We start from the raw sequence: 19,444 nt of genomic DNA, 5'->3' as shown, positions 1-19,444 counted from the left end.
GGAACATTTGTGCTTGACGAATGTTCGGGGAGCGGCCTATGGTCGTGCCGACCGACCGCCGGGACACGCTCGCGATCGGTCCGCAGCGAAGGCCGACCGTCGGCCGCCCCCGCACGAAGGAGTGTCCTGTATGAGCTCGGTACCCAGCGAGACCGGCGCCGTCCCCGCACCGGGTACGGCGACCAGAGAACCGTTCCTGGACCGTCTCGGCTTCCCCCACGCCCTGCGCTGGGGCTTCCTCGGCGTGCTGGTCTTCATGACCGGCAACGGCGTCGAGTCCAACTTCGTCTCCCCGCACATCGCCAAGGCCTTCGGCGGCGGCGATGACATGATCAACCTCGCCGCCACCATCATCACGATGTACAGCCTTGCGGTGCTGGTGGGCTCCTATCTCGCCGGGGCGCTGTCGGACCTGTTCGGCCCACGCCGCGTGATGGCGCTCGGCTTCGCCGTCTGGGTCGTCTTCGAGATCGCCTTCCTCCTGGCGCTGGGGACCGACTCCGCCTTCCTGGTCGGGGTCGCCTACTTCCTGCGCGGCTTCGGCTTCCCGCTGTTCGCCTTCGCCTTCCTGGTGTGGATCAACGCCGTCGTGGACAAACGGCGCAACGGCACCGCCGTCGGCTGGTTCTACGTCATGTTCACCGGCGGCCTGCCCACCCTGGGCTCGCTCGTGGCCTTCTTCATGATCCCGCGCTTCGGCGGCGGCTTCTCCGGCGAGACGTGGACCATGATCGCCTCCACCGTCATCGTCGCGATCGGCTTCTGCATCGCCTGGTTCGGGGTGAAGGAGCGCCACGGCTCCATCCGACTGGCCCCCGAGGGGGAGACCGCCGGCGCGGTCCTCTCCTCCGGCTTGCGCCTGACCTTCACCAACAAGCGGATCGCCATGGGCTTCCTGACCCGGCTGATCAACACCGCGCCCGAGTTCGGCATGTTCATCATCCTGCCCAACGTGATCGCGGTGCAGCTGGGCTGGGGCCAGTCCCGTTGGCTGATCATGACCAGCGTCGTCTACGCAGGCAACATCTTGTTCAACGCCGCCTTCGGCGCGCTCGGCGACAAGGTCGGCTGGGTGCGGACCGTGCGCTGGTTCGGCATCGTCGGCTCCGCCATCGGCCTGCTGCTGTGGTGGTACGTGCCCCACATGGTTCCGGCCGGCTCGGACTGGGGCTTCGTCGTCTCCGTCGCCGCCGGCACCGTCTTCGGCATCCTGCTGGCCGGCTTCGTCCCGCTGGGCGCGATCATGCCGGCGATCGCCCCGAAGCACACCGGTGCCGCGATGGCGATGTACACCACCGCCGCCGGCGGTGCCACCTTCCTCGGGTCCGCGGTCGTCGCGATCGTGCGTCCCTGGGGCGGTAACGTCGGTGTGGTCTGGGCATTCGTGCTGCTGTACGCCTGCGCCTTCGCGATGACCTTCTTCCTGAAGGTCCACCAGCCGCGACTGCACGGCCCTGTCGAGCACGGCGCCGACAGCGCGGAGAGCCCGGCCTGACCCGTCGTCCGCAGGGCCTGAGCCGTCGCTCGTCCGGCCCGCTCGCCGCCCGATCCACCTCCGTCCGACCCCCTCACCCGCTTCCGAGAGAGACGTGCGATGACCTACCTGTTCGATGATCCGAAGACCTTCCCCGCGGACGCCGTGGCGGGCCTCGTGGCCGCTCACCCCGAGGAGCTGCTGCAGGTCCACGGCGGTGTGGTCCGCAAGGACGCCACGCCGACGGGGCAGCCGGCCCTCGTGGTCGGCGGCGGCTCCGGCCACTACCCGGCCTTCGCCGGCTGGGTGGGGCCCGGCTTCGCCCATGGCGCCCCCTGCGGGAACATCTTCTCCTCCCCGTCGGCCGACCAGGTCTACTCCGTCGCCCGCAACGCGGACAATGGCGGCGGCGTGATCCTCGGCTTCGGCCACTACGCCGGCGACGTCCTCCACTTCGGCGTGGCCGCCGAGAAGCTGCGCGCCGAGGGCATCGATGTGCGCATCGTCGCCGTCAGCGACGACGTGGCATCGGGGGAGAAGGGCGACCACCGCGACCGGCGCGGCATCGCCGGTGACCTCCCGGTGTTCAAGATCGCCGGCGCCGCCATCCAGGCCGGCGCCGGCCTCGCCGACGCCGAGCGTCTGGCGTGGAAGGCCAACGACGCCACCCGCTCGCTCGGGGTCGCCTTCGACGGATGCACGCTGCCCGGCGCCGACGACGCCCTGTTCCACGTGCCCGAGGGGCAGATGGCGATCGGCCTGGGCATCCACGGCGAGCCGGGCATCGACGAGAAGCCCATGCCCTCGGCCGCGGAGCTCGCGAAGATCCTGGTCGACGGCGTGCTCGAGGAGACGCCGGAGCTCGACTCGACGCGGGCCGCCGTGGTCCTGAACGGTCTGGGCACCGTGAAGTACGAAGAGATGTTCGTGGTGTGGGGGCACGTCGCGGAGCTCCTCGCCGAGGCGGGGATCACCGTCGTGCGCCCCGAGGTGGGCGAGCATGTGACCAGTCTCGACATGGCCGGCCTGTCGCTGACCGTGATGCGCCTGGACGAGGAGCTCGAGCAGCACTGGCTCGCCCCCGCCGACACCCCCGCCTTCCGCCGCGGCGGCACGGTCCAGGGCGACCTCGGCACGGAGCGCGGCGAGGTCTACACCCCCGGTGAGGACCCGATCCCGGAAGCCTCCGAGGAGTCCCGGACCAGCGCAGCGAAGGTCACCGAGATCCTCGGGGAGGTCCGGTCGCTGCTCGAGGAGCTCGAGCCCGAATTGGGCCGGATGGACGCGATCGCCGGGGACGGCGACCACGGCCAGGGGATGGTGCTCGGCATCCGCGCCGCGCACGCCACCGCGCAGCGAGCCACCGAGGCCGGCGCCGGCGCCCGCACCGTGCTGGTGCAGGCCGGGGCCTCCTGGTCCGCCGAGGCCGGCGGCACCTCCGGGGCCCTGTGGGGCGCGGCGCTGACCAGCGTGGGCAGCGCCTTCTCCGATCAGGAGAAGGTCACCGACCAGCAGATCGTCACCGCGCTGGTGCAGGCGGTCGAGGCCGTCGAGCGCCTGGGCGGGGCGAAGCCCGGGGACAAGACCATGGTCGACGCCGCGGTGCCCTTCCGGGAGTCCCTGGCCGGGGCCGGCGGTGCGGCGGGCGAGGCCATCGCCGTCGCCGCGGACAAGGCCACGACGGCCGCCGATTCCACCGCGGACATCGCGGCCCACAAGGGCCGTGCCCGCACCCATGGCGAGAAGTCCGTGGGCACCCCTGACCCGGGGGCGATCTCCTTCTCGAAGATCGTCACCCTGCTCGGGCAGCAGCTGTCCGCCTGAACGCTCGCCACCGAGCGGTCGGGGATCGTCGCCGCAGGAACACTTTGCTGCCCGCGCGCGTTGGCCCTGATGGGGGCCATAGACCTCATACACCTCACCACGAAGGAGCAGACATGGGCTGGAAGATCGTCACCGGATCCGACAACGCCGGGTTCGGCCACAAGAGCGCGCTGAAGGAGCTGCTGGAGAACGACTCCCGCGTCGAGTCGGTGGTCGACGTCGGTGTCACCGGCCGCGAGGACGGCACCTACTACCCGAACGTGGCCGTCGAGGCCGCGGAGAAGATCGCCGCCGGCGAGGCGGACCGCGCGCTGCTGATCTGCGGCACCGGCCTGGGCGTCGCGATCGCGGCCAACAAGGTCTCCGGCGTCCGCGCCGTGACCGCCGACGACCTCTACTCCGTGCAGCGCTCCGTGCTCTCGAACAACGCGCAGGTGCTGTGCATGGGCGAGCGCGTGGTCGGCCTCGAGCTGGCCAAGGAGCTGGTCAAGGTGTGGCTGGACCTCGAGTTCGATCCGAACTCGTCCTCTGCCGCGAAGGTCGACGCGATCTGCGCCTACGACGGGTCGCTCGACAAGGCCTGATCGACTCCCTGTCCACGCCGTGCGCCGAGATGTTCCACCGCGGTGGAACATCTCGGCGCACGAGCGTCATCAGGCTCGCCCTCGCACCATCAGCGCGCCCGGGGGCGCTCACTCCGCCAGGGCGCGCCCGCGCTGCTCGGGCAGGGTGAAGGCGGCCGCCGCCGCTACGGCGAAAGCGATCGCGAAGGCGGCGAAGGCGAGCACCTGCCCGCCGGTCACGACCAGCACCGGCACCAGGAACGGCGCGAGCATCGAGGCGATCCGTCCGAAAGCAGCGGCCGCCCCGGTCCCGGTGCCGCGCACGGCGGTGGGATACAGCTCGGGCCCGATCGCGTACAGCGCGCCCCAGGCCCCGAGGTTGAAGAAGCTGAGCAGACAGCCGGCCACCAGGATCATGGTCTCGCTGTCGGCCAGGCCGTAGCCGGTCGCGGCGAGGGCGGAGCCGGCCAGGAAGAGGGTCAGGGTCCAGCGCCGCCCGAGCACCTCGATCAGCCAGGCCGCCATCGCGTAGCCGGGGATCTGGGCGAGTGTGATGATCAGCGTGAACGTGAAGGACTGGGTGAGGGTGAACCCGCGGTCCACCAGCAGCGTCGGGATCCAGATGAACGCCCCGTAGTAGGCCAGGTTGACGCAGAACCACACGGCCCACAGCGCGGCCGTCCGTCGGCGCAGCGGGCGGGACCAGATACCGCCGGTGGTCCGCACGTCGTCCGCCGCGGGCACGGTCCCGACCGCCCCGGGGCCCGCAGGATCCGCCTCACCGCCGGGCACGTCCACGCCCGCACTGCGCTCGAACTGCACGACCACCGACTCGGCCTGCTCGTGCCGCCCGACCTTCTCCAGGTATCGCACCGACTCCGGCATGCCCAGTCGGATGACCAAGGAGTACAGGGCAGGGACCAGACCGACCGCGAGCGCCCAGCGCCACCCCGTCGGCCCCGACGCGGCGACGAAGGTTCCGATCACCGCGGCGAGGATCCAGCCCAGCGCCCAGAACGCCTCGAGCCAGACGATCACCCGGCCACGGATCCGCGCCGGGGCGAACTCGCTCATGAGGGTGGAGGCCACCGGCAGCTCCGCCCCCAGGCCGAGACCCACGATGAACCGCAGCACGATCAGCGCGCCCACGCCCATCGCCAGCGCAGATGCGCCGGTGGCCAGACCGTAGACCAGCAGGGTGAGGGCGAAGACGCTGCGTCGGCCGATCCTGTCGGCCAGCAGCCCGCCGACGCTCGCGCCGATCGCCATCCCCGCGAAGCCGGCCGAGGCGATCAGCGAACCGTCGCTCTTGGAGATGCCCCAGTGCACGCTGAGCGCGGCGATCACGAAGGAGATCAGGCCGACGTCCATCGCATCGAGCGCCCAGCCGATCCCGGAGGCGCCCAGCAGCTTCCCGTGCCGGCGGGTGAACGGGAGGCGGTCCAGGCGCTGGGACCGGGTCGGGGCGTGCCCGGCGTCGGGGGCCGACGGGCCGAGCGAGGAGGTCGAGGGACTCATGATCTGCTCCGAGGAGGTGGGGCGCCCGGACGACGTCGGGGCGCGGGACGGGAGGGCGACGGGACGGACGGACGAGGAGGGGTCGCGGGGGCCGTCAGCGGCTGCCGTGGGCGGCGAGGTCCAGCTCGGCCTCCCCGCGCAGCACCGCGAGGGCGCGCCGGGCCCGTGCGCCGCCCCAGACCGAGAGGACGTCGGCGTCGGCCTCGTCGATCAGCGCCCAGTCGTCGAGCTCCTCGGCCTGCGGAACGATCTGGGCCTCGAGCTCGGCGCGGGGGACCACCCCGGCATCGAACACGAAGTGCACGCCCATCGGGGCGCTGCGCACCGCGCTGGAGGGCAGCCAGTCGATCGCCAGCAGCCGCCCGATCTCGAGATCGAGCCCGAGCTCCTCGGCGACCTCGCGCTGGGCGCACTGGCGCGGGTCCTCCCCGGGGTCGACGCCGCCGCCGGGCAGCAGCCAGTGATCGCGGTAGTTCGGCTTCTCGACCACGAAATGTCCGTGCTCGTCGCGCAGGATGACCGACCCGGAGCTGATGACCTTGGGCAGGGTCGCGAAGTAGGCAGGGTCCGGGAGCAGTCGGGGCATGGGTCCATCGTGGCACCTGCGGGCGGTGGTGGCGGCGTCGGACCGAGGTGTCGTCACCTCGATCCGCCCCGAGCGCCCGACGCGGCCGGCCCGAGCGAGTCCCGGCGTGCGGTGCCGCCGGCCCGATCCGACGTCAGCCGGTGGGGTCGTCGATCTGCTGGAACCGCACCATCGTCCCCGGTGCGGCCTGCGCGAGCTGGTCGAGCCCGATGCGGGGGACGACGCCGAGGACCGGGTACCCGCCGGTGGTGGGGTGGTCGGGGCCGAACACGACGGGCAGACCCGAGGGCGGCACCTGGATCGCCCCGGGCACCATCGCCTCGCTGGGCAGCGACCCGGCCCCCTCCGGCACGGGGAGGGCCGGGCCGTCCAGACGCACCCCGATCCGGTCGGAGTCCGAGCGCACGGTCCAGTCCGTGCCGAGCAGGGCCTCCATCGCGGCGCGGCCGAGCAGCTCGTCGCGCGGGCCGGCGTGCAGGGGGACCTCGAGCGGTCCCGGGCCCGACGGGGCATCACCGGTCGATGCGCGATCCGCAGACGGCTGGTCCTGCTCCTCGGCCCCGTCCCCGCCGTCGTCGGGGCCCCTGTCCTCGGGGCATCCGCCGCCGGGCTCGTCGTCGATCGCCGGAGCGTAGGTCGCCGGGACGGCATCCAACCCGTGCGTCGCGCCGACCAGGAGCACATCGCCGGCCTCGAGCGGAGCGGGGCCCAGGCCCGACAGGGTGTCCCGGGACAGCGATCCCAGCACCGGGGCGTCGGAGGAGTCGTGGGTGCTGCCGGGGTCGTCCGTCCGCTCGCGACGGCGCACCCCATGGATCCCGCCGCGCACCGCGAGCACCAGCCGCAGCCCGTGTGCGACCGGGCCCAGCTCCAGCTCATCGCCGGGATCCAGGGCGATCGGCACGTCCCGATCCCGTCCGGCGGGCACGTCGATCTCGGCCCCTTCGGGATCCGAGCGGTGCACCGTCAGCGCGGCCTCCGCCCCGGCGACGGCCACGATCGTCGGGGCGAGGGCCCGGACGCGCAGCGGCCCGGCCAGCACCTCGAGCACCGCGGCGTGCGCGGGGTTGCCGACGGCGAGGTCGGCCCGCACCAGGGCCCCACGGTCGGCGGCGCCCGACCGGCTCACGCCGATCGCTCCCTGACCGGGTCGCCCGCCGTCCTGCAGCAGGAGCAGGGGTCCGGGGGAGAGGGCCTCGAGCGCGGCCATGGTGCGCACGATGGGGACCGTGGCCTGCCCCCAACGCCGGGCGCGGCGCTCGGAGACCGTGCCGGCTCCGCGCCGTGACCTGGTCAGAGCGCTGGAGGAGCCGGCAGGACGCGCGGAGGGACGCCGGGCGGTGAAGCGCACGCGGGTGCCGGGCGTCAGCAGCGCGGGCGGGGTGCGGGTGACGTCGAACAGCTCCGCCTCGGTGCGGCCGATCAGCTGCCACCCGCCCGGGGAGGAGCGGGGGTAGATGCCGCAGTAGCGGGAGGCGAGGCCGACGGCTCCGGCCGGGACGGCGGTGCGCGGCTCGGCGCGGCGCGGCACGTCCCACGGGGGAGCGTCGGGGTCCGCCTCGTGTCCGTTCCCGTCGTGTCCGCCGGCGACCAGATAGGGGAATCCCGGGGCGAAGCCCCCGAAGGCCACCGTCCAGACGGCGCCGGTGTGCGCCCTGATCAGCGCGTCCGTGCTCATCCCGAGCAGCTCAGCCGTCTCGGCGAGGTCCTCCCCGTCGTAGGTCACCGCGAGGGTCTGCTCGTCGGCGTCGGCCTGCTCCGCGGGCGGGGCGGGAAGGTGCCGCAGCAGGTCGGCGAGGTCCTGGAGATCGCGGGACGCGGTGCCGGCCAGCAGCAGGGTGCGCTCGGCGGGCACGAGGTCCACCAGGTGCGGGAGCTCCAGCGCACGGACGGCCGCCGCGGCGGCGAGCACGGCGGCCGTGTCCGGGTACTCCGCCAGCAGAGCGGCCTCCCCGGCGCGATGGGTCGCAAGCGGCGGCGGCAGCCGATCCCCGGGAGCGGACGCACCGGTCGCAGCATGCACCCCGGTCACAGCGCCGACTCCAGTCTCACGCCGACGCCTTCGAGGTCGGAGCGGACGGCGCGGGCGAGCCCGACCGCGCCGGCGGTGTCCCCGTGCAGGCACAGCGACCGCACCGGCAGCTCCCGCCAGCTCCCGTCGGCCGTGCGCACCCGCTGCTCGGTCGCGATCGAGCGTGCCTGGGCCGTGACGGCCGCCGGGTCGGTGAGCACCGCGCCGGGACGGCCGCGCGGCGTGAGGGTGCCGTCGGGGAGGTAGGCACGGTCGGCGAACCCCTCCAGCACCACCTCGATCCCGGTCTCGCGCGCCGCGTCGACGGCGACGGCGCCCGGGGCGGCGATCAGCGGCAGCTGCCCGCCGAGCTCACCGAGCGCTGCCACCACGGCGGCGGCCTGCCCCTCGTGGTGGGCCAGGGCGCTGTAGAGCGCACCGTGCGGCTTCACGCCCCGCACTCTCGTGCCCTCCGCCGCGGCCATCGCCTGCAGGGCCCCGACCTGGATGATCACCAGATCGGTGAGGTCGTTCGGGGCGATGTCCAGGAAGCGGCGGCCGAAGCCACCGAGATCCGGATAGGCGACGTGCGCGGTGATCGCGACGCCCCGGGCGGCGGCGCCGCGACAGGCCGCGCGCATCGTGCCGCCATCCCCGGCGTGACCCCCGCAGGCGATGTTCGCGGTGGTCACGACGTCGAGCATGGCCGCATCATCACCGACGGACCAGTCGCCGTAGCCCTCCCCGAGATCGGCGTTGAGGTCGAGCACGCTGGCGGTGACGGTCATCGGGGCGACTCCTTCGCGAGGGCGGCGGTGCGCCTCCATTGTCCGTCATCGGGCGCCGGGAGGCCCGGGAGGCAGCGGTGACCTGGTCACTGCCGAACCCGCGGTCGGATCCCTCGCAGGTCCGGCGCGGGCCGGATACTGTCGGAGCATGACCCCGTGCCCCGCTGACCGGCCCGGCACCTCGGACGCCGACGGCGAGGACGGCAGAGAGGACGCGATCCCATGGTGAGCCTCCCGCCCCTGGTCGAGCCCGGCCCCGAGCTGACCGGTGCCCAGATCGACCGCTACCGCCGCCAGATCACCCTCGCCGCGATCGGCACGCTCGGCCAGCGCCGCCTGCGCGCCGCCCGCGTGCTGGTCGTCGGCGCCGGGGGCCTGGGCACCCCGGCCCTGCAGTACCTCGCCGGCGCCGGCATCGGCGCCCTCGGCATCGTCGACGACGACCTCGTGGACCTGTCCAACCTGCACCGCCAGGTCATCCACGGCACCGACGCCCTGGGGACGGCGAAGGTCGACTCCGCCGCCGCCGCGGTGCGCCGGCTGAACCCCGAGGTCACGGTCGAGCCCCACCACCTGCACCTGAGCGTCGAGAACGTCGTCGACCTGGTGCGCGGCTACGACCTCGTGCTCGACGGGGCCGACAACTTCGCCACCCGCTACCTGGTCGCCGACGCCAGCGAGATCACCGGCGTGCCCGTCGTGTGGGGATCGATCCTGCGCCACCATGGCCAGGTCAGCGTGTTCTGGCCGGGCCGCGGCGCCCACTACCGCGATGTCTTCCCTGAGCCGCCGGCGCCGGGCGAGGCCCCCTCCTGCGCAGAGGCCGGGGTGCTGGGCACTCTGCCCGGGATGATCGGCACGATCATGGCCTCCCAGGTGATCCAGCTGGTCACCGGCACGGGGAATCCTCTCGTCGGCACCCTGACGCTGTGGGACGAGGCCACCAGCTCCACCCGCTCGCTGCGCATCGAGCGCAATCCCGGCCGGGCACCGGCCACGCGGGTCGAGGTGCCCGCCGCGGAGGATCCGGCCTGTCAGGCGGGCGGCCCGACGCCGGAGGAGACCCTCGACGCGCCCGCTCTGCGTCGCCTGCTGCCCACCGGCGTCACCGTGATCGACGTGCGCGAGCCGTGGGAGACCGCGGCCGGCACGATCGAGGGGGCGCTGACCATCCCGCTCGGCGAGGTGCTCGACCGGGGTGCCGAGGTGCTGCCTGGCGGCGTCGGGGGCGGTGAGGTGGTGCTGTACTGCCAGGGCGGGACGCGCTCCGCGCAGGCGCTCGAGCATCTCCGCCCGGCCTGGAGCGGCCGCGAGGGGCATCTGCGGCACCTCGCGGGCGGCTACGCCGCGTGGGTGACGGCGCGGTCCCAGCGGTGAGACGCCCCGTTCAGGCCGCCGCCGGCAGCCAGCCGGCCAGCACGTCCTCCAGCCGTCCGTGCAGGCGCATCGTGGCATCGGGGTCGGCGCGGGTGGGCCCGTCGTTGAGGATCACCACGGGTTTGTGCTGGCGACCGGCGGCGCGCACGAACCGCAGCCCGGACTGCACGGTCAGGCTCGAGCCGAGCACCAGCAGCACCTCCGCCTCCTCGAGCGCGGCGAAGGCGGAGGCGACCACCTCGCGCCGGGCGGACTCCCCGAAGAACACCACGTCGGGCTTGAGGATCCCGCCGCACAGCGGGCAGGGCGGGTAGCGGAAGCTGCTGGTGCGGTCCACCTCGGCGTCCCCGTCGGGCGCCTGTGCGGCGTCGGCGGCCAGATCCGGCAGGCGGGCGGCGAGCTCGGGATTCATCGTGAGCATCCGCGAGTGCAGCGCGGCGCGCGAGGAGAGGGCGTCGCAGCGCTGGCAGCGCACCCGGTCCAGGCGCCCGTGCAGGTCGATGACGGGCGCGGAGCCGGCGGCCTGGTGCAGGCCGTCGACGTTCTGGGTGATCACCGCCGTCGGGCTGAAGACCGCCTCGCCGAGCGCCGCGAGCAGCCGGTGGGAGCGGCCGGGCCGGGCCCGGTTGAACTGCTCCCAGCCGACGGTCGAGCGCGCCCAGTAGCGGCGCCGGGCCAGGTCGTGCCCCATGAACTCCTGGTAGGTCATGGGGGAGCGGGGCACGGCATCCCGACCGCGGTAGTCCGGCAGGCCGGAGCCGGTGGACATCCCCGCACCGGTCAGCACCGCGACCGGGCGTCCGCGCAGCAGACCGAGGGCATCGGACACCTCGTCCTGCGGGCTGCGACGCCCGTACTCGGCGCCGACCATCGGGCCCCAGGCGGTCATGCGCGGACCGCCGCGCGTGGGGCCGGGCCCGTCCAGGGGCGCGGCGGTGGCGGTGGAGAACCAGCGTCCGACGTCGGCGGCCGGCCCGGCGCGACCGGTCTCGGGCGCGGGGCCGGCGCGCCCCGACCCCGGTGCAGGGCCGGCGCGCCCCGACTCCGGCACCGGGCCGGCACGACCGGAGCCGGCCGCGCCCGCACCGTCGGCCGGTGCCCGCTCGCTGCTCATTCGTCGAGCGTAGGCGGCTCCGGCCCGGAATCGGGGGAGACATCGCTCGGCCGCTCGCGAACGGCGGCGGTCCCTCCCGCACGCTCGGACAGGGGGCGGGCATCGTGCGTTCCCTCGCCGGCGGCGCGGCGTCGACCGCGCAGACGCTGGGTGAGCAGCCCGATCGCGGCGAGGGCCCCCACACCCGCGACGATCAGGGAGTAGAGCCGGACGAAGCCCTCGAGCAGCTCGCCGCCGGCGAGACCGAACCCGTAGCCGGCGATCACGAACACGGCGTTCCAGATCCCCGATCCCAGACCGGTGGCCAGGGCGAACACACTCACGGGCATCTTCTCGATCCCGGCCGGGATCGAGATGAGCGTGCGCACCATGGGCACGAAGCGGGCCAGCGCCACGGCCGGGAACCCGAAGCGCGCGAAGAACCGCAGAGCGACGTCGACGTCCTTCTGCTCCAGCAGCGGGATCCGGTCGATCAGCGCGCGGGTGCGGCGCTCGCCCAGAGCACGGCCGACGCCGTACACCCCGAGCCCGCCGAGCACCGACCCGGCCGTCGTCCACAGGATCGGGACCAGCACGTGCTGGCCGTTCGCCGCGGCGGAGACCCCCGCGAAGGGCAGCAGCACCTCGCCGGGGACCGGCGGGAAAAGCGCTTCGGCGGCGATGACCAGGGCGATGCCCGGTCCGCCGAGGAGCTCCATGAGACCGATGGCCCACGCGGTGACGTCCACACGTGCCTCCGTCCGCGAGCTCCGCCGGTGCCGGGCACGCTAGCGGGACGGGATGGCGGGCAGGTGAACGAGGCGTGGCGGATCGGCCGCCGGGGCGGTGCGCGAGGCGGGGCGGGCCAGCGGACCCCTGGGGCGGCGTGCCGGGAGATCACTCCGGTCCCAGCTGCCCCGGCAGCGGCAGGATCCCCTCGGATCGGGCGCCCCAGGCCGCCGGCAGCCCGGGCGCCGCGGGACCGCCGTCCCACCCGGCCGCCATCAGGGCGAGCGCGGTGAGCGTGCCGCCGTTCGCGGGCAGGTAGACGGGCAGCCCGGGGCGCTGCGGGAAATGCCCGGCACCATCGCAGCGGTTCTTGATCGTCTCCCGCAGCAGCGCGTCGACCGCGGTCTCCGGGCGTCGGAGCCGGGCCGCGGTCATGGCCAGGCCCGGGTAGTCCCACCCCCAGGTGGAGTCCCAGTCCCAGTGTGCGAGCACGTCCGCCAGCGCCTGTTCGGCGGCAGCGGGCGGGATCGTCCCGGTCGGCGGCACCATGCCGTAGGCGAGCAGGTGGGAGGGGTGATCCGAGCGGTCCATCGCAGGCCCGTCGCGGAAGGTCGACAGCGTCCCGTCGGCGGTCAGGGGACCGTGGATCCGCCGGGCGATGGCGCTCAGCCGCCCAGGGCGTCGCCGCCTTCGCCGGAGCCGCCGGAGGCATTCGGCCCGCAGGCGGCGAGGGCGGGCAGAGATCCGGCGGCGGCGAGCAGGGCGAGGGTGCGTCGGCGGGTGATCATCATCGATCCTTCCGGGCGCCGCGTCCCCTGGAGGCGGGGACGACGGACAAGGACTGAGTCGTTTCAGTATTAGTTGTTGTGGCACACTAACCGAGCGTGGCGGCGGGCACAAGGGTGCTTCCGGCGGCATCGGCGATCGCGCCGACCAGGTGGGAGCACCCCGGGCCGCCGGCGAGATCGGCTGCCGTGTCGGCTGTACTGATGCAAAATTGCATAACGTGCGCGCAGCGTGACCGAAGTGTGACGGCTCGGGGTTGACATCGAGATCGACAAGCGCTTTCCTGAAGGGCATCATCTCAGGACCCATCCGGTGCCTGATGGGGAGCGGCGGAGGTTCCGGCGCTCTCGATGAAAATTTGCATCAGACGGGCTCCGGTCGTCCGATCCGTTCGCTGAGCCGCACGGAGCGGTGCCGCCGTCGAGGGCGGACCGCCCGATCGCCCGTGGCCCATGAGGTCGTCACCGAGACCACTCGAGATCATGCCTCACCCCCGTTGCACACCAAGGATCGAAGGAGATCTGATGTTCACTCGACGCAATGCCCTCGCTCTCGGGATCGCGGTCCCCGGGCTCGCCGGACTCGCCGCCTGCGGCCCGAACGCCACCGGTGGTGGCGGGGGGTCCGGCGAGGACGGGTCCTCCTCGCTCCGGGTGGCGTGGTGGGGCAACCCCGCGCGCGACGAGAACACCCAGAACGTCGCCGACGCGTACGAGGAGGAGAACTCTGACGTCACGCTCAACCTGGAGCCGGGGGAGTGGAGCGGCTACTGGGACAAGCTCGCCACCCAGACCGCCGGCGGCGACTTCCCGGACGTCGTCCAGATGGACGAGAAGTACCTCGCCGAGTACGGCGGACGCGGTGCCCTGCTCGACCTGGCGGAGGCGGGTCTGGACACCTCGGAATTCGCGGAGGGCTCGGTCGAGGTCGGTGAGCTGCCCGAAGTCGGTCTCGCCGCGATCAACGCCGGACTGAACGCCGTCGCCTTCCTCATCAACCCCGTGATCTTCGAAGAGGCCGGGGTCGATGTCCCGGACGACACCACCTGGACCTGGGACGATCTGCTCGACACCGCGGTGCAGATCTCGGAGGCCACCGAGGACGGCACCTTCGGCATGAGTCAGCTGGGCACGATCCAGGGCCTGTTCCAGATCTACGTGCGCCAGGCGGGGCAGGATCAGTACAAGGACGGCGCCGCCGGGTTCGACGCGGAGACCGCCGCGGCGTGGTTCGAGTGGGCGCAGAAGGCCCAGGACGACGGGGCGGCTCCCGGGGCCAGCCTTGCCGTCGAGGACGGTGCGCAGGCTCTCGACCAAACACTGTTCTCGACCGGAAAAGCTGCCATGACCGTCGCCTGGTCGAATCAGGTGGTGGCCCACGACGAGCTCGTCCCCGAGGGCGTGACGGTGCTGCGACCGCCGTCGATGACCGGCTCCGCCGCCGACGCCGAGCTCTGGTACAAGGCTTCCATGTACTGGGCCGTCTCCGCCCAGTCGGCGAACCCCGAGGCGGCGGTGGCCTTCGTCGACTACCTCGTGAACTCCCCGGACGCCGGCAAGATCCTCTCGGTCGAGCGGGGCGTTCCCGGCAACCTCACCGTCCGCGAGGCGATCGTGCCCGATCTCGACGAGGCCAACACCAAGGCCGTCGACTACCTCGAGGCCATCGAGAGCGAGCTCGGCCACCCCCCGGAGATCACGCCGCAGGGCGGCGGCCAGTTCGAGGACATCCTCACCCGCGCCGGCGAGGAGATGCTCTTCGGCGAGCTGACCCCGGCCGAGGCCGGTCAGCGCCTGGTCGACAACCTGAGCTCGGCCCTCAGCTGAGACGACCCGTTCCGGGTCGCCGGCTCGCCGGGGACGATGCCCCGCCCGGCCGGCGACCCACCCCATCGATGAAGGGAACAAGCCTATGAGTGCGGTCGGAGAACTCACCCAGTTGGCGAAGAGCCGTAAGAAGGGCGGTCCGAAGGAGAAGCATCCCGACAACAAGTCGGCGCTGGTGTTCATGGCGCCCTGGCTGCTGGGGTTCTTCGGGATCACGCTGATCCCCATGATCGCGTCGTTCGCGCTCGCGTTCACCGATTACAGCCTGCTCGCGCCGCCGGAGTTCACGGGGCTGTCGAACATCAAGGAGATGATCGGTGATTCCCGCCTGCACAACTCGCTGGTGGTCACCTTCTTGTACGTGTTCGTGGGGACCCCGCTGCAGCTGATCATGGCGCTGCTGCTGGCGGTGCTGCTGAACCAGGGGCTGAAGGGGCTGAGCTTCTACCGCTCGGTGTTCTATCTGCCCTCGCTGCTGGGCGGATCGGTGGCCATCGCCATCCTGTGGCGCCAGATGTTCGGCGCCAACGGCCTGATCAATCAGGTCGGGGCGATGCTCGGATTCGAGAACCTGCCCGGCTGGGTCTCCAACCCCGACACGGCGCTGGGCACGATCATCCTGCTGCACGTGTGGACCTTCGGCTCGCCGATGATCATCTTCCTGGCGGGGCTGCGACAGATCCCGGAGATGTACTACGAGGCCGCCGCCGTGGACGGGGCCTCGAAGCTCGCGAGGTTCTTCCGTATCACCATCCCGCTGCTGACGCCGATCATCTTCTTCAACGTCGTGCTGCAGGTGATCAATGCGTTCCAGTCGTTCACGCAGGCGTTCGTGGTCTCGGGCGGCACCGGCGGCCCGTCGGACTCGACGATGTTCTACACGCTGTACCTGTACATCAAGGGCTTCACCCAGTTCGACATGGGATACGCCTCCGCGATGGCGTGGCTGCTGCTGATCATCGTCGGGATCTTCACCGCCATCAACTTCTTCGTCTCCAAGTTCTGGGTGTTCTACGATGACTGATCTGCAGAGCCGACCGACTCCCGCCCCGGCCACCGATGACCCGGGGACCGCCCATGTGGTGCGCCGGAAGCGTCCGAAGCGGATGGTGCGCCGCACCGCCCGGCACGTGGTGATGATCCTCGCCAGCATCGTGATGATCTATCCGCTGCTGTGGATGGTGGTCTCCTCGCTGCGTCCCAACGATGAGATCTTCCGCAACCCCGGCCTGTTCCCGATCAGCTTCGACTTCTCCAACTATGCCCGCGGCTGGGAATCGCTCGCGCAGCCGTTCTCCCACTACCTGATCAACTCGACCCTGCTGGTGGTGGGCTGCGTGATCGGCAACCTGGTCGCCTGCTCGCTGACGGCATACGCCTTCGCGCGGTTGAAGTTCTGGGGCCGCAACATCGCCTTCGCGATCATGCTGATGACGCTGATGCTGCCGATCCACGTGGTGATCGTGCCGCAGTACATCATGTTCTCCCAGACCGGGTGGGTGAACACGATGCTCCCGCTGATCCTGCCGAAGTTCCTGGCCACGGACGCGTTCTTCGTGTTCCTCATGGTCCAGTTCATCCGCGGAATCCCGCGCGAGCTGGACGAGGCGGCCCGCATCGACGGCTGCGGCCATTTCCGGATCTTCTTCCAGGTGATCCTGCCGCTCATGCTGCCGGCGCTGGCGACCACCACGATCTTCACCTTCATGTGGATGTGGAACGACTTCTTCGGGTCCCTGATCTATCTGACCACTCCGGACAACTTCACGGTGCCGCTGGCGCTGAAGTCGTTCCTGGACACGCAGGGATCCTCCGACTGGGGCGCCATGTTCGCGATGTCCGTGGTCTCGTTGATCCCGCTGTTCCTGGTGTTCCTGTTCGGCCAGCGGTTCCTCATCAAGGGCTTCGCCACCACCGGCATCAAGTAGTCCTGCGGATGGTCGGCGGGGCTCGCAGCCGCCGTCGGCCGTCCCCGACCCGCGCGGCCGCCCGGACCCTGCCGACTGCGCCGCACCCCGCGTCGACCGCCCCCGTCCCTCCGCCCACCCCTCGTCCAGGAGTCCCATGCCCACCCGTTATGCCCTGATCGGTTCCGGCCATCGCGCTCAGATGTACCTCGACGCGATCGCCGGGCCCCACGCCGACGTCGCCGAGCTGGTCGCGCTGCTGGACATCAACCCTGCCCGCCGCGAGTTCCACCGCGACCGTCATCCGGCGTTCGCGGACGTGGTCCTGGCCGGTCCCGACCAGCTCGAGGACGTCATCCGCGAGCAGCAGGTGGACCGGGTCATCGTCACCAGCGTGGATCGGCTGCACGCCGAGCACGTGGTGCGGTCCCTTCAGGCCGGGGCCGACGTGATCGTCGAGAAGCCCCTGACCATCGACGCCCCGTCGGCCCGCGCCATCCAGGACGCGATCGACCGCACCGGGCGATCCGTGGTGGTGACGTTCAACTACCGCTACAGCCCGCGCAACACCGCGCTGAAGCAGGTCATCGCCTCCGGGGAGATCGGCGAGGTGGTCTCCGTGACCTTCGAGTGGGTGCTGGACGTCCAGCACGGCGCGGACTACTTCCGGCGCTGGCACCGCGAGAAGACCAACAGCGGCGGCCTGTTCATCCACAAGGCCGCCCACCACTTCGACCTCGTCAACTGGTGGATCGCCGACACCCCCGCGCGGGTCTACGCCCGCGGCGGCCTGCGCTTCTACGGGGCCGACGCCGCCGCAGAGCGGGGACAGGCGCCCCTGCCCGAGCGCGGCACGCACGACGGATCGCACGACCCCTTCGAGCTGGACCTGCGCTCCGATGAACGGCTCGAGGCCCTGTACCTCCGCGCCGAGCAGCACGACGGCTACCAGCGCGACCGCTCCGTGTTCGACTCCGGCATCACCACCGAGGACAACCTCACCGCGATCGTCGACTATGCCGGCGGCCCCGTCCTCACCTACGCCCTCACCGCCCACAGCCCCTGGGAGGGGTACCGGGTCGCGATCAACGGCACCCGCGGCCGTGCCGAGCTCGAGGTGGTCGAGCGGGCCGAGGTCATCGCGCAGGACGAGGACGACGCCCCCTCCTCCGCGCATGTGGACCCCAGCGCCGTCGCGGTGACCGCGGCCGCCGCCGGGGCCCGACAGCGCGGCGAGCACCTCGTGGTCCAGAGGCACTTCGAACCCGCCCGCGAGGCGGAGATCCCCGATGGCGTCGGCGGCCACGGAGGGGGCGACGCGCTGCTGCTGCGCGACGTGTTCGTGGGGCCGACTGACGATGAGCTGGGCCGCCCCTCCGATCACCGCGACGGGATGCGCGCGATCTCCGTCGGCATCTGCGGCAACGAGTCGCTCGCCACCGGGGCCCCGGTCGATGTGAGGGACTTCCTGGGTCTGGACCTGGCTCGTGCGGGAGAGCGGGGCCCCGCCGCAACCACCCCGACGTCGGCCGGAGCCGACCGATGACCGGCCATCCGGCACGGATCGCCCTGGTCGGGACCCGCGGTTTCGGCGCGGTGCACCTGCGCCGTCTCGCACATCTCGAGGCCGACGGGACGGCCCGCCTGGTCGGGGTGGTCGACGTCGCCGAGCCGCCCGCGGAGCTCGCGGCGATCCATCACCACAGCCTCGCCGACCTGCTGGAGACGGTGCCCGGTGAGGACCGCCCCGAGATCGTCGTCGTCGCCACCCCGATCGACACCCACGTTCCGCTGGCCACCGAGGCCCTCGCCGCCGGACTCGACGTCTACCTCGAGAAGCCTCCGGTGCCGGCGCTGGCCGACCACGAAGAACTGCTGGAGGCGGCGCGGACCGCCGGACGGTCGGTGCAGGTCGGCTTCCAGGCCCGCGGCGGCGCCGGAGTCGACGTGCTGGCGGAGGAGGTGGCCGCCGGCGCGTTCGGCCCGGAGGTCACGGTGCGCGCCTATGGCGCGTGGAGCCGGGACCGCGCCTACTACGGACGGTCGGCCTGGGCGGGTCGGCGACGGCTGAACGGGCGCCGGGTGGCCGACGGGGTCGCCACCAACCCGCTCGCCCATGGCGTGCACGCCGCGCTGACCGTCGCCGGGATCCAGGAGGTCGCCGACATCGCCGCCGTCACCACCGAGCTGCGCCGCGCCCATGACATCGAGGCCGACGACACCACCTTCCTGCGGATCGACCCCGCGGGGGAGGGGCCCCCGGTCCTCTGCGCACTGACCACCACCGCCCCGGAGCAGTCCGCGCCCTGGATCGAGGTCACCGGCCGCGCCGGAAGCCACCGTCTGCACTACACGGAGGACACCTCCGTGCGCACCGCGGCCGACGGCACCACCGCCGAGCTCACCCACCCGCGGACCGATCTGCTGGAGAACCTCATCGCTCACGTGCGCAGCCGCGAGGTCCCGCTGATCACCCCGCTGGCCGACACCGGGGCCTTCAGCGCCGTGCTCGAGGCGATCCAGTCCGCCCCGGACCCGACCCCGATCACCGGGGGCGCGGTCACCTGGCACGGCGAGGGCGAGGCCGCGCATCCGGTTCTCGAGCACATCGAGCAGACCCTCGCGGACGCCCTGGAGACCGGCCGTCCCTTCAGCGAGCTCGGCGTCCCCTGGGCCCGCGCAGAAGCGGTGCACCGCTGGAGCCCGCCCGGACGTCAGTGACGAGCTTCCACGTCGTCCAGCAGGCCGGCGGCGCGCGCTGAGCGGTGCCCCGGCGGGCCTCCCTGCGGGAAAGGGCGGGCCGGCGCCGCCCCTCTGCGCTCCGACCTGCGCAGATCCCTGCCGCATCAGCGCGGTGCCGGAATTGTCGGGGTCGCGTCGTGAGCGTGAACGTGCCCGTTCGAGGCCGGACTCGCGCAAGATTGCTCGAATCGTGACCGTGTTTTCGATGTGCATGGGGTCA

Annotated in this window: 17 protein-coding genes; 9 read left to right on the top strand and 8 right to left on the bottom strand. The window is 72.3% G+C overall.

Annotated elements, in window-relative coordinates:
* Window positions 1–130 precede the first annotated feature (130 nt).
* From JOF44_RS10900 to JOF44_RS10890, 3 genes are all read left to right on the top strand, one after another.
* Window positions 131–1,495 (top strand): RbtT/DalT/CsbX family MFS transporter, encoded by a 1,365-nt coding sequence (locus JOF44_RS10900; RefSeq protein ID WP_209890911.1) that lies wholly within the window; start codon window positions 131–133, stop codon window positions 1,493–1,495.
* A gap of 99 nt (window positions 1,496–1,594) precedes the next feature.
* A complete protein-coding gene (locus JOF44_RS10895) occupies window positions 1,595–3,298 on the top strand; it encodes a dihydroxyacetone kinase family protein (protein WP_209890908.1) in 1,704 nt (567 codons plus the stop codon).
* Window positions 3,299–3,411: 113 nt separating this feature from the next.
* Window positions 3,412–3,882: a ribose-5-phosphate isomerase gene (locus JOF44_RS10890; protein WP_209890905.1), complete on the top strand. Its 471-nt coding sequence runs from the start codon at window positions 3,412–3,414 to the stop codon at window positions 3,880–3,882.
* A gap of 108 nt (window positions 3,883–3,990) precedes the next feature.
* Here JOF44_RS10890 and JOF44_RS10885 read toward each other — a convergent pair whose 3' ends face one another.
* The 4 genes from JOF44_RS10885 to JOF44_RS10870 form a co-directional block, all read right to left on the bottom strand.
* A complete protein-coding gene (locus JOF44_RS10885; RefSeq protein ID WP_209890902.1) occupies window positions 3,991–5,379 on the bottom strand; it encodes an MFS transporter in 1,389 nt (462 codons plus the stop codon).
* A gap of 94 nt (window positions 5,380–5,473) precedes the next feature.
* Entirely contained in the window at window positions 5,474–5,965 is a 492-nt protein-coding gene (locus JOF44_RS10880; protein WP_209890899.1) for an NUDIX domain-containing protein, read from the bottom strand.
* A 133-nt stretch (window positions 5,966–6,098) separates the two neighbouring features.
* Window positions 6,099–7,997 (bottom strand): 5-oxoprolinase subunit B/C family protein, encoded by a 1,899-nt coding sequence (locus tag JOF44_RS10875; RefSeq protein ID WP_342591758.1) that lies wholly within the window; start codon window positions 7,995–7,997, stop codon window positions 6,099–6,101.
* A complete protein-coding gene (locus tag JOF44_RS10870; RefSeq protein ID WP_209890895.1) occupies window positions 7,994–8,764 on the bottom strand; it encodes a LamB/YcsF family protein in 771 nt (256 codons plus the stop codon). The genes JOF44_RS10875 and JOF44_RS10870 overlap by 4 nt, the downstream gene beginning before the upstream one ends.
* Before the next feature lie 222 nt (window positions 8,765–8,986).
* On the opposite strand from JOF44_RS10870, the gene JOF44_RS10865 reads away from it, so the two are divergent.
* Entirely contained in the window at window positions 8,987–10,141 is a 1,155-nt protein-coding gene (locus JOF44_RS10865; RefSeq protein WP_209890891.1) for a ThiF family adenylyltransferase, read from the top strand.
* A gap of 10 nt (window positions 10,142–10,151) precedes the next feature.
* Here the strand turns inward: JOF44_RS10865 and JOF44_RS10860 are convergent, their stop codons facing one another.
* The 4 genes from JOF44_RS10860 to JOF44_RS20980 all read right to left on the bottom strand — a co-directional run bounded on the left by JOF44_RS10860 (window position 10,152) and on the right by JOF44_RS20980 (window position 12,754).
* Window positions 10,152–11,255, bottom strand: coding sequence for an NAD-dependent protein deacetylase (locus tag JOF44_RS10860; RefSeq protein ID WP_209890888.1), 1,104 nt, complete (start codon window positions 11,253–11,255; stop codon window positions 10,152–10,154).
* A complete protein-coding gene (locus JOF44_RS10855; protein WP_209890885.1) occupies window positions 11,252–11,983 on the bottom strand; it encodes a DedA family protein in 732 nt (243 codons plus the stop codon). Before JOF44_RS10855 ends, JOF44_RS10860 begins: the two co-directional genes overlap by 4 nt.
* Before the next feature lie 148 nt (window positions 11,984–12,131).
* On the bottom strand, window positions 12,132–12,554 hold the full coding sequence (locus JOF44_RS10850; RefSeq protein ID WP_209890882.1) for a hypothetical protein: 423 nt from the start codon (window positions 12,552–12,554) through the stop codon (window positions 12,132–12,134).
* Window positions 12,555–12,628: 74 nt separating this feature from the next.
* Window positions 12,629–12,754 carry a hypothetical protein gene (locus JOF44_RS20980; RefSeq protein ID WP_281067091.1) on the bottom strand — a complete coding sequence of 42 codons (126 nt, stop codon included), beginning with the start codon at window positions 12,752–12,754 and terminating at the stop codon, window positions 12,629–12,631.
* 519 nt (window positions 12,755–13,273) lie between these two features.
* Here JOF44_RS20980 and JOF44_RS10845 point away from each other — a divergent pair.
* The 5 genes from JOF44_RS10845 (at window position 13,274) to JOF44_RS10825 (ending at window position 19,203) form a co-directional block, all read left to right on the top strand.
* Complete coding sequence (locus JOF44_RS10845) at window positions 13,274–14,575, top strand: ABC transporter substrate-binding protein (protein WP_209890880.1); 1,302 nt, start codon at window positions 13,274–13,276, stop codon at window positions 14,573–14,575.
* A gap of 85 nt (window positions 14,576–14,660) precedes the next feature.
* Window positions 14,661–15,599, top strand: a complete 939-nt coding sequence (locus tag JOF44_RS10840; RefSeq protein ID WP_209890877.1) for a carbohydrate ABC transporter permease — start codon at window positions 14,661–14,663, stop codon at window positions 15,597–15,599.
* Window positions 15,592–16,503: a carbohydrate ABC transporter permease gene (locus JOF44_RS10835; protein WP_209890874.1), complete on the top strand. Its 912-nt coding sequence runs from the start codon at window positions 15,592–15,594 to the stop codon at window positions 16,501–16,503. The genes JOF44_RS10840 and JOF44_RS10835 overlap by 8 nt, the downstream gene beginning before the upstream one ends.
* A 136-nt stretch (window positions 16,504–16,639) precedes the next feature.
* Window positions 16,640–18,028, top strand: a complete 1,389-nt coding sequence (locus JOF44_RS10830) for a Gfo/Idh/MocA family protein (RefSeq protein WP_209890871.1) — start codon at window positions 16,640–16,642, stop codon at window positions 18,026–18,028.
* Window positions 18,025–19,203 carry a Gfo/Idh/MocA family protein gene (locus JOF44_RS10825; protein WP_209890868.1) on the top strand — a complete coding sequence of 393 codons (1,179 nt, stop codon included), beginning with the start codon at window positions 18,025–18,027 and terminating at the stop codon, window positions 19,201–19,203. Before JOF44_RS10830 ends, JOF44_RS10825 begins: the two co-directional genes overlap by 4 nt.
* The last annotated feature ends 241 nt before the right edge of the window (window positions 19,204–19,444 follow it).

Source organism: Brachybacterium fresconis, assembly GCF_017876515.1.
Classification (GTDB): domain Bacteria; phylum Actinomycetota; class Actinomycetes; order Actinomycetales; family Dermabacteraceae; genus Brachybacterium; species Brachybacterium fresconis.
Note: the sequence above shows the minus strand (reverse complement) of the source record. Positions and strands in the feature narration are given on the sequence as shown.

Coding starts and splice junctions, on each gene's coding strand:
- JOF44_RS10900 (WP_209890911.1), top strand. CDS start 131: ATGAGCTCGGTACCCAGCGAGACCGGCGCCGTCCCCGCACCGGGTACG.
- JOF44_RS10895 (WP_209890908.1), top strand. CDS start 1,595: ATGACCTACCTGTTCGATGATCCGAAGACCTTCCCCGCGGACGCCGTG.
- JOF44_RS10890 (WP_209890905.1), top strand. CDS start 3,412: ATGGGCTGGAAGATCGTCACCGGATCCGACAACGCCGGGTTCGGCCAC.
- JOF44_RS10885 (WP_209890902.1), bottom strand. CDS start 5,379: ATGAGTCCCTCGACCTCCTCGCTCGGCCCGTCGGCCCCCGACGCCGGG.
- JOF44_RS10880 (WP_209890899.1), bottom strand. CDS start 5,965: ATGCCCCGACTGCTCCCGGACCCTGCCTACTTCGCGACCCTGCCCAAG.
- JOF44_RS10870 (WP_209890895.1), bottom strand. CDS start 8,764: ATGACCGTCACCGCCAGCGTGCTCGACCTCAACGCCGATCTCGGGGAG.
- JOF44_RS10865 (WP_209890891.1), top strand. CDS start 8,987: ATGGTGAGCCTCCCGCCCCTGGTCGAGCCCGGCCCCGAGCTGACCGGT.
- JOF44_RS10860 (WP_209890888.1), bottom strand. CDS start 11,255: ATGAGCAGCGAGCGGGCACCGGCCGACGGTGCGGGCGCGGCCGGCTCC.
- JOF44_RS10850 (WP_209890882.1), bottom strand. CDS start 12,554: ATGGACCGCTCGGATCACCCCTCCCACCTGCTCGCCTACGGCATGGTG.
- JOF44_RS20980 (WP_281067091.1), bottom strand. CDS start 12,754: ATGATGATCACCCGCCGACGCACCCTCGCCCTGCTCGCCGCCGCCGGA.
- JOF44_RS10845 (WP_209890880.1), top strand. CDS start 13,274: ATGTTCACTCGACGCAATGCCCTCGCTCTCGGGATCGCGGTCCCCGGG.
- JOF44_RS10840 (WP_209890877.1), top strand. CDS start 14,661: ATGAGTGCGGTCGGAGAACTCACCCAGTTGGCGAAGAGCCGTAAGAAG.
- JOF44_RS10835 (WP_209890874.1), top strand. CDS start 15,592: ATGACTGATCTGCAGAGCCGACCGACTCCCGCCCCGGCCACCGATGAC.
- JOF44_RS10830 (WP_209890871.1), top strand. CDS start 16,640: ATGCCCACCCGTTATGCCCTGATCGGTTCCGGCCATCGCGCTCAGATG.
- JOF44_RS10825 (WP_209890868.1), top strand. CDS start 18,025: ATGACCGGCCATCCGGCACGGATCGCCCTGGTCGGGACCCGCGGTTTC.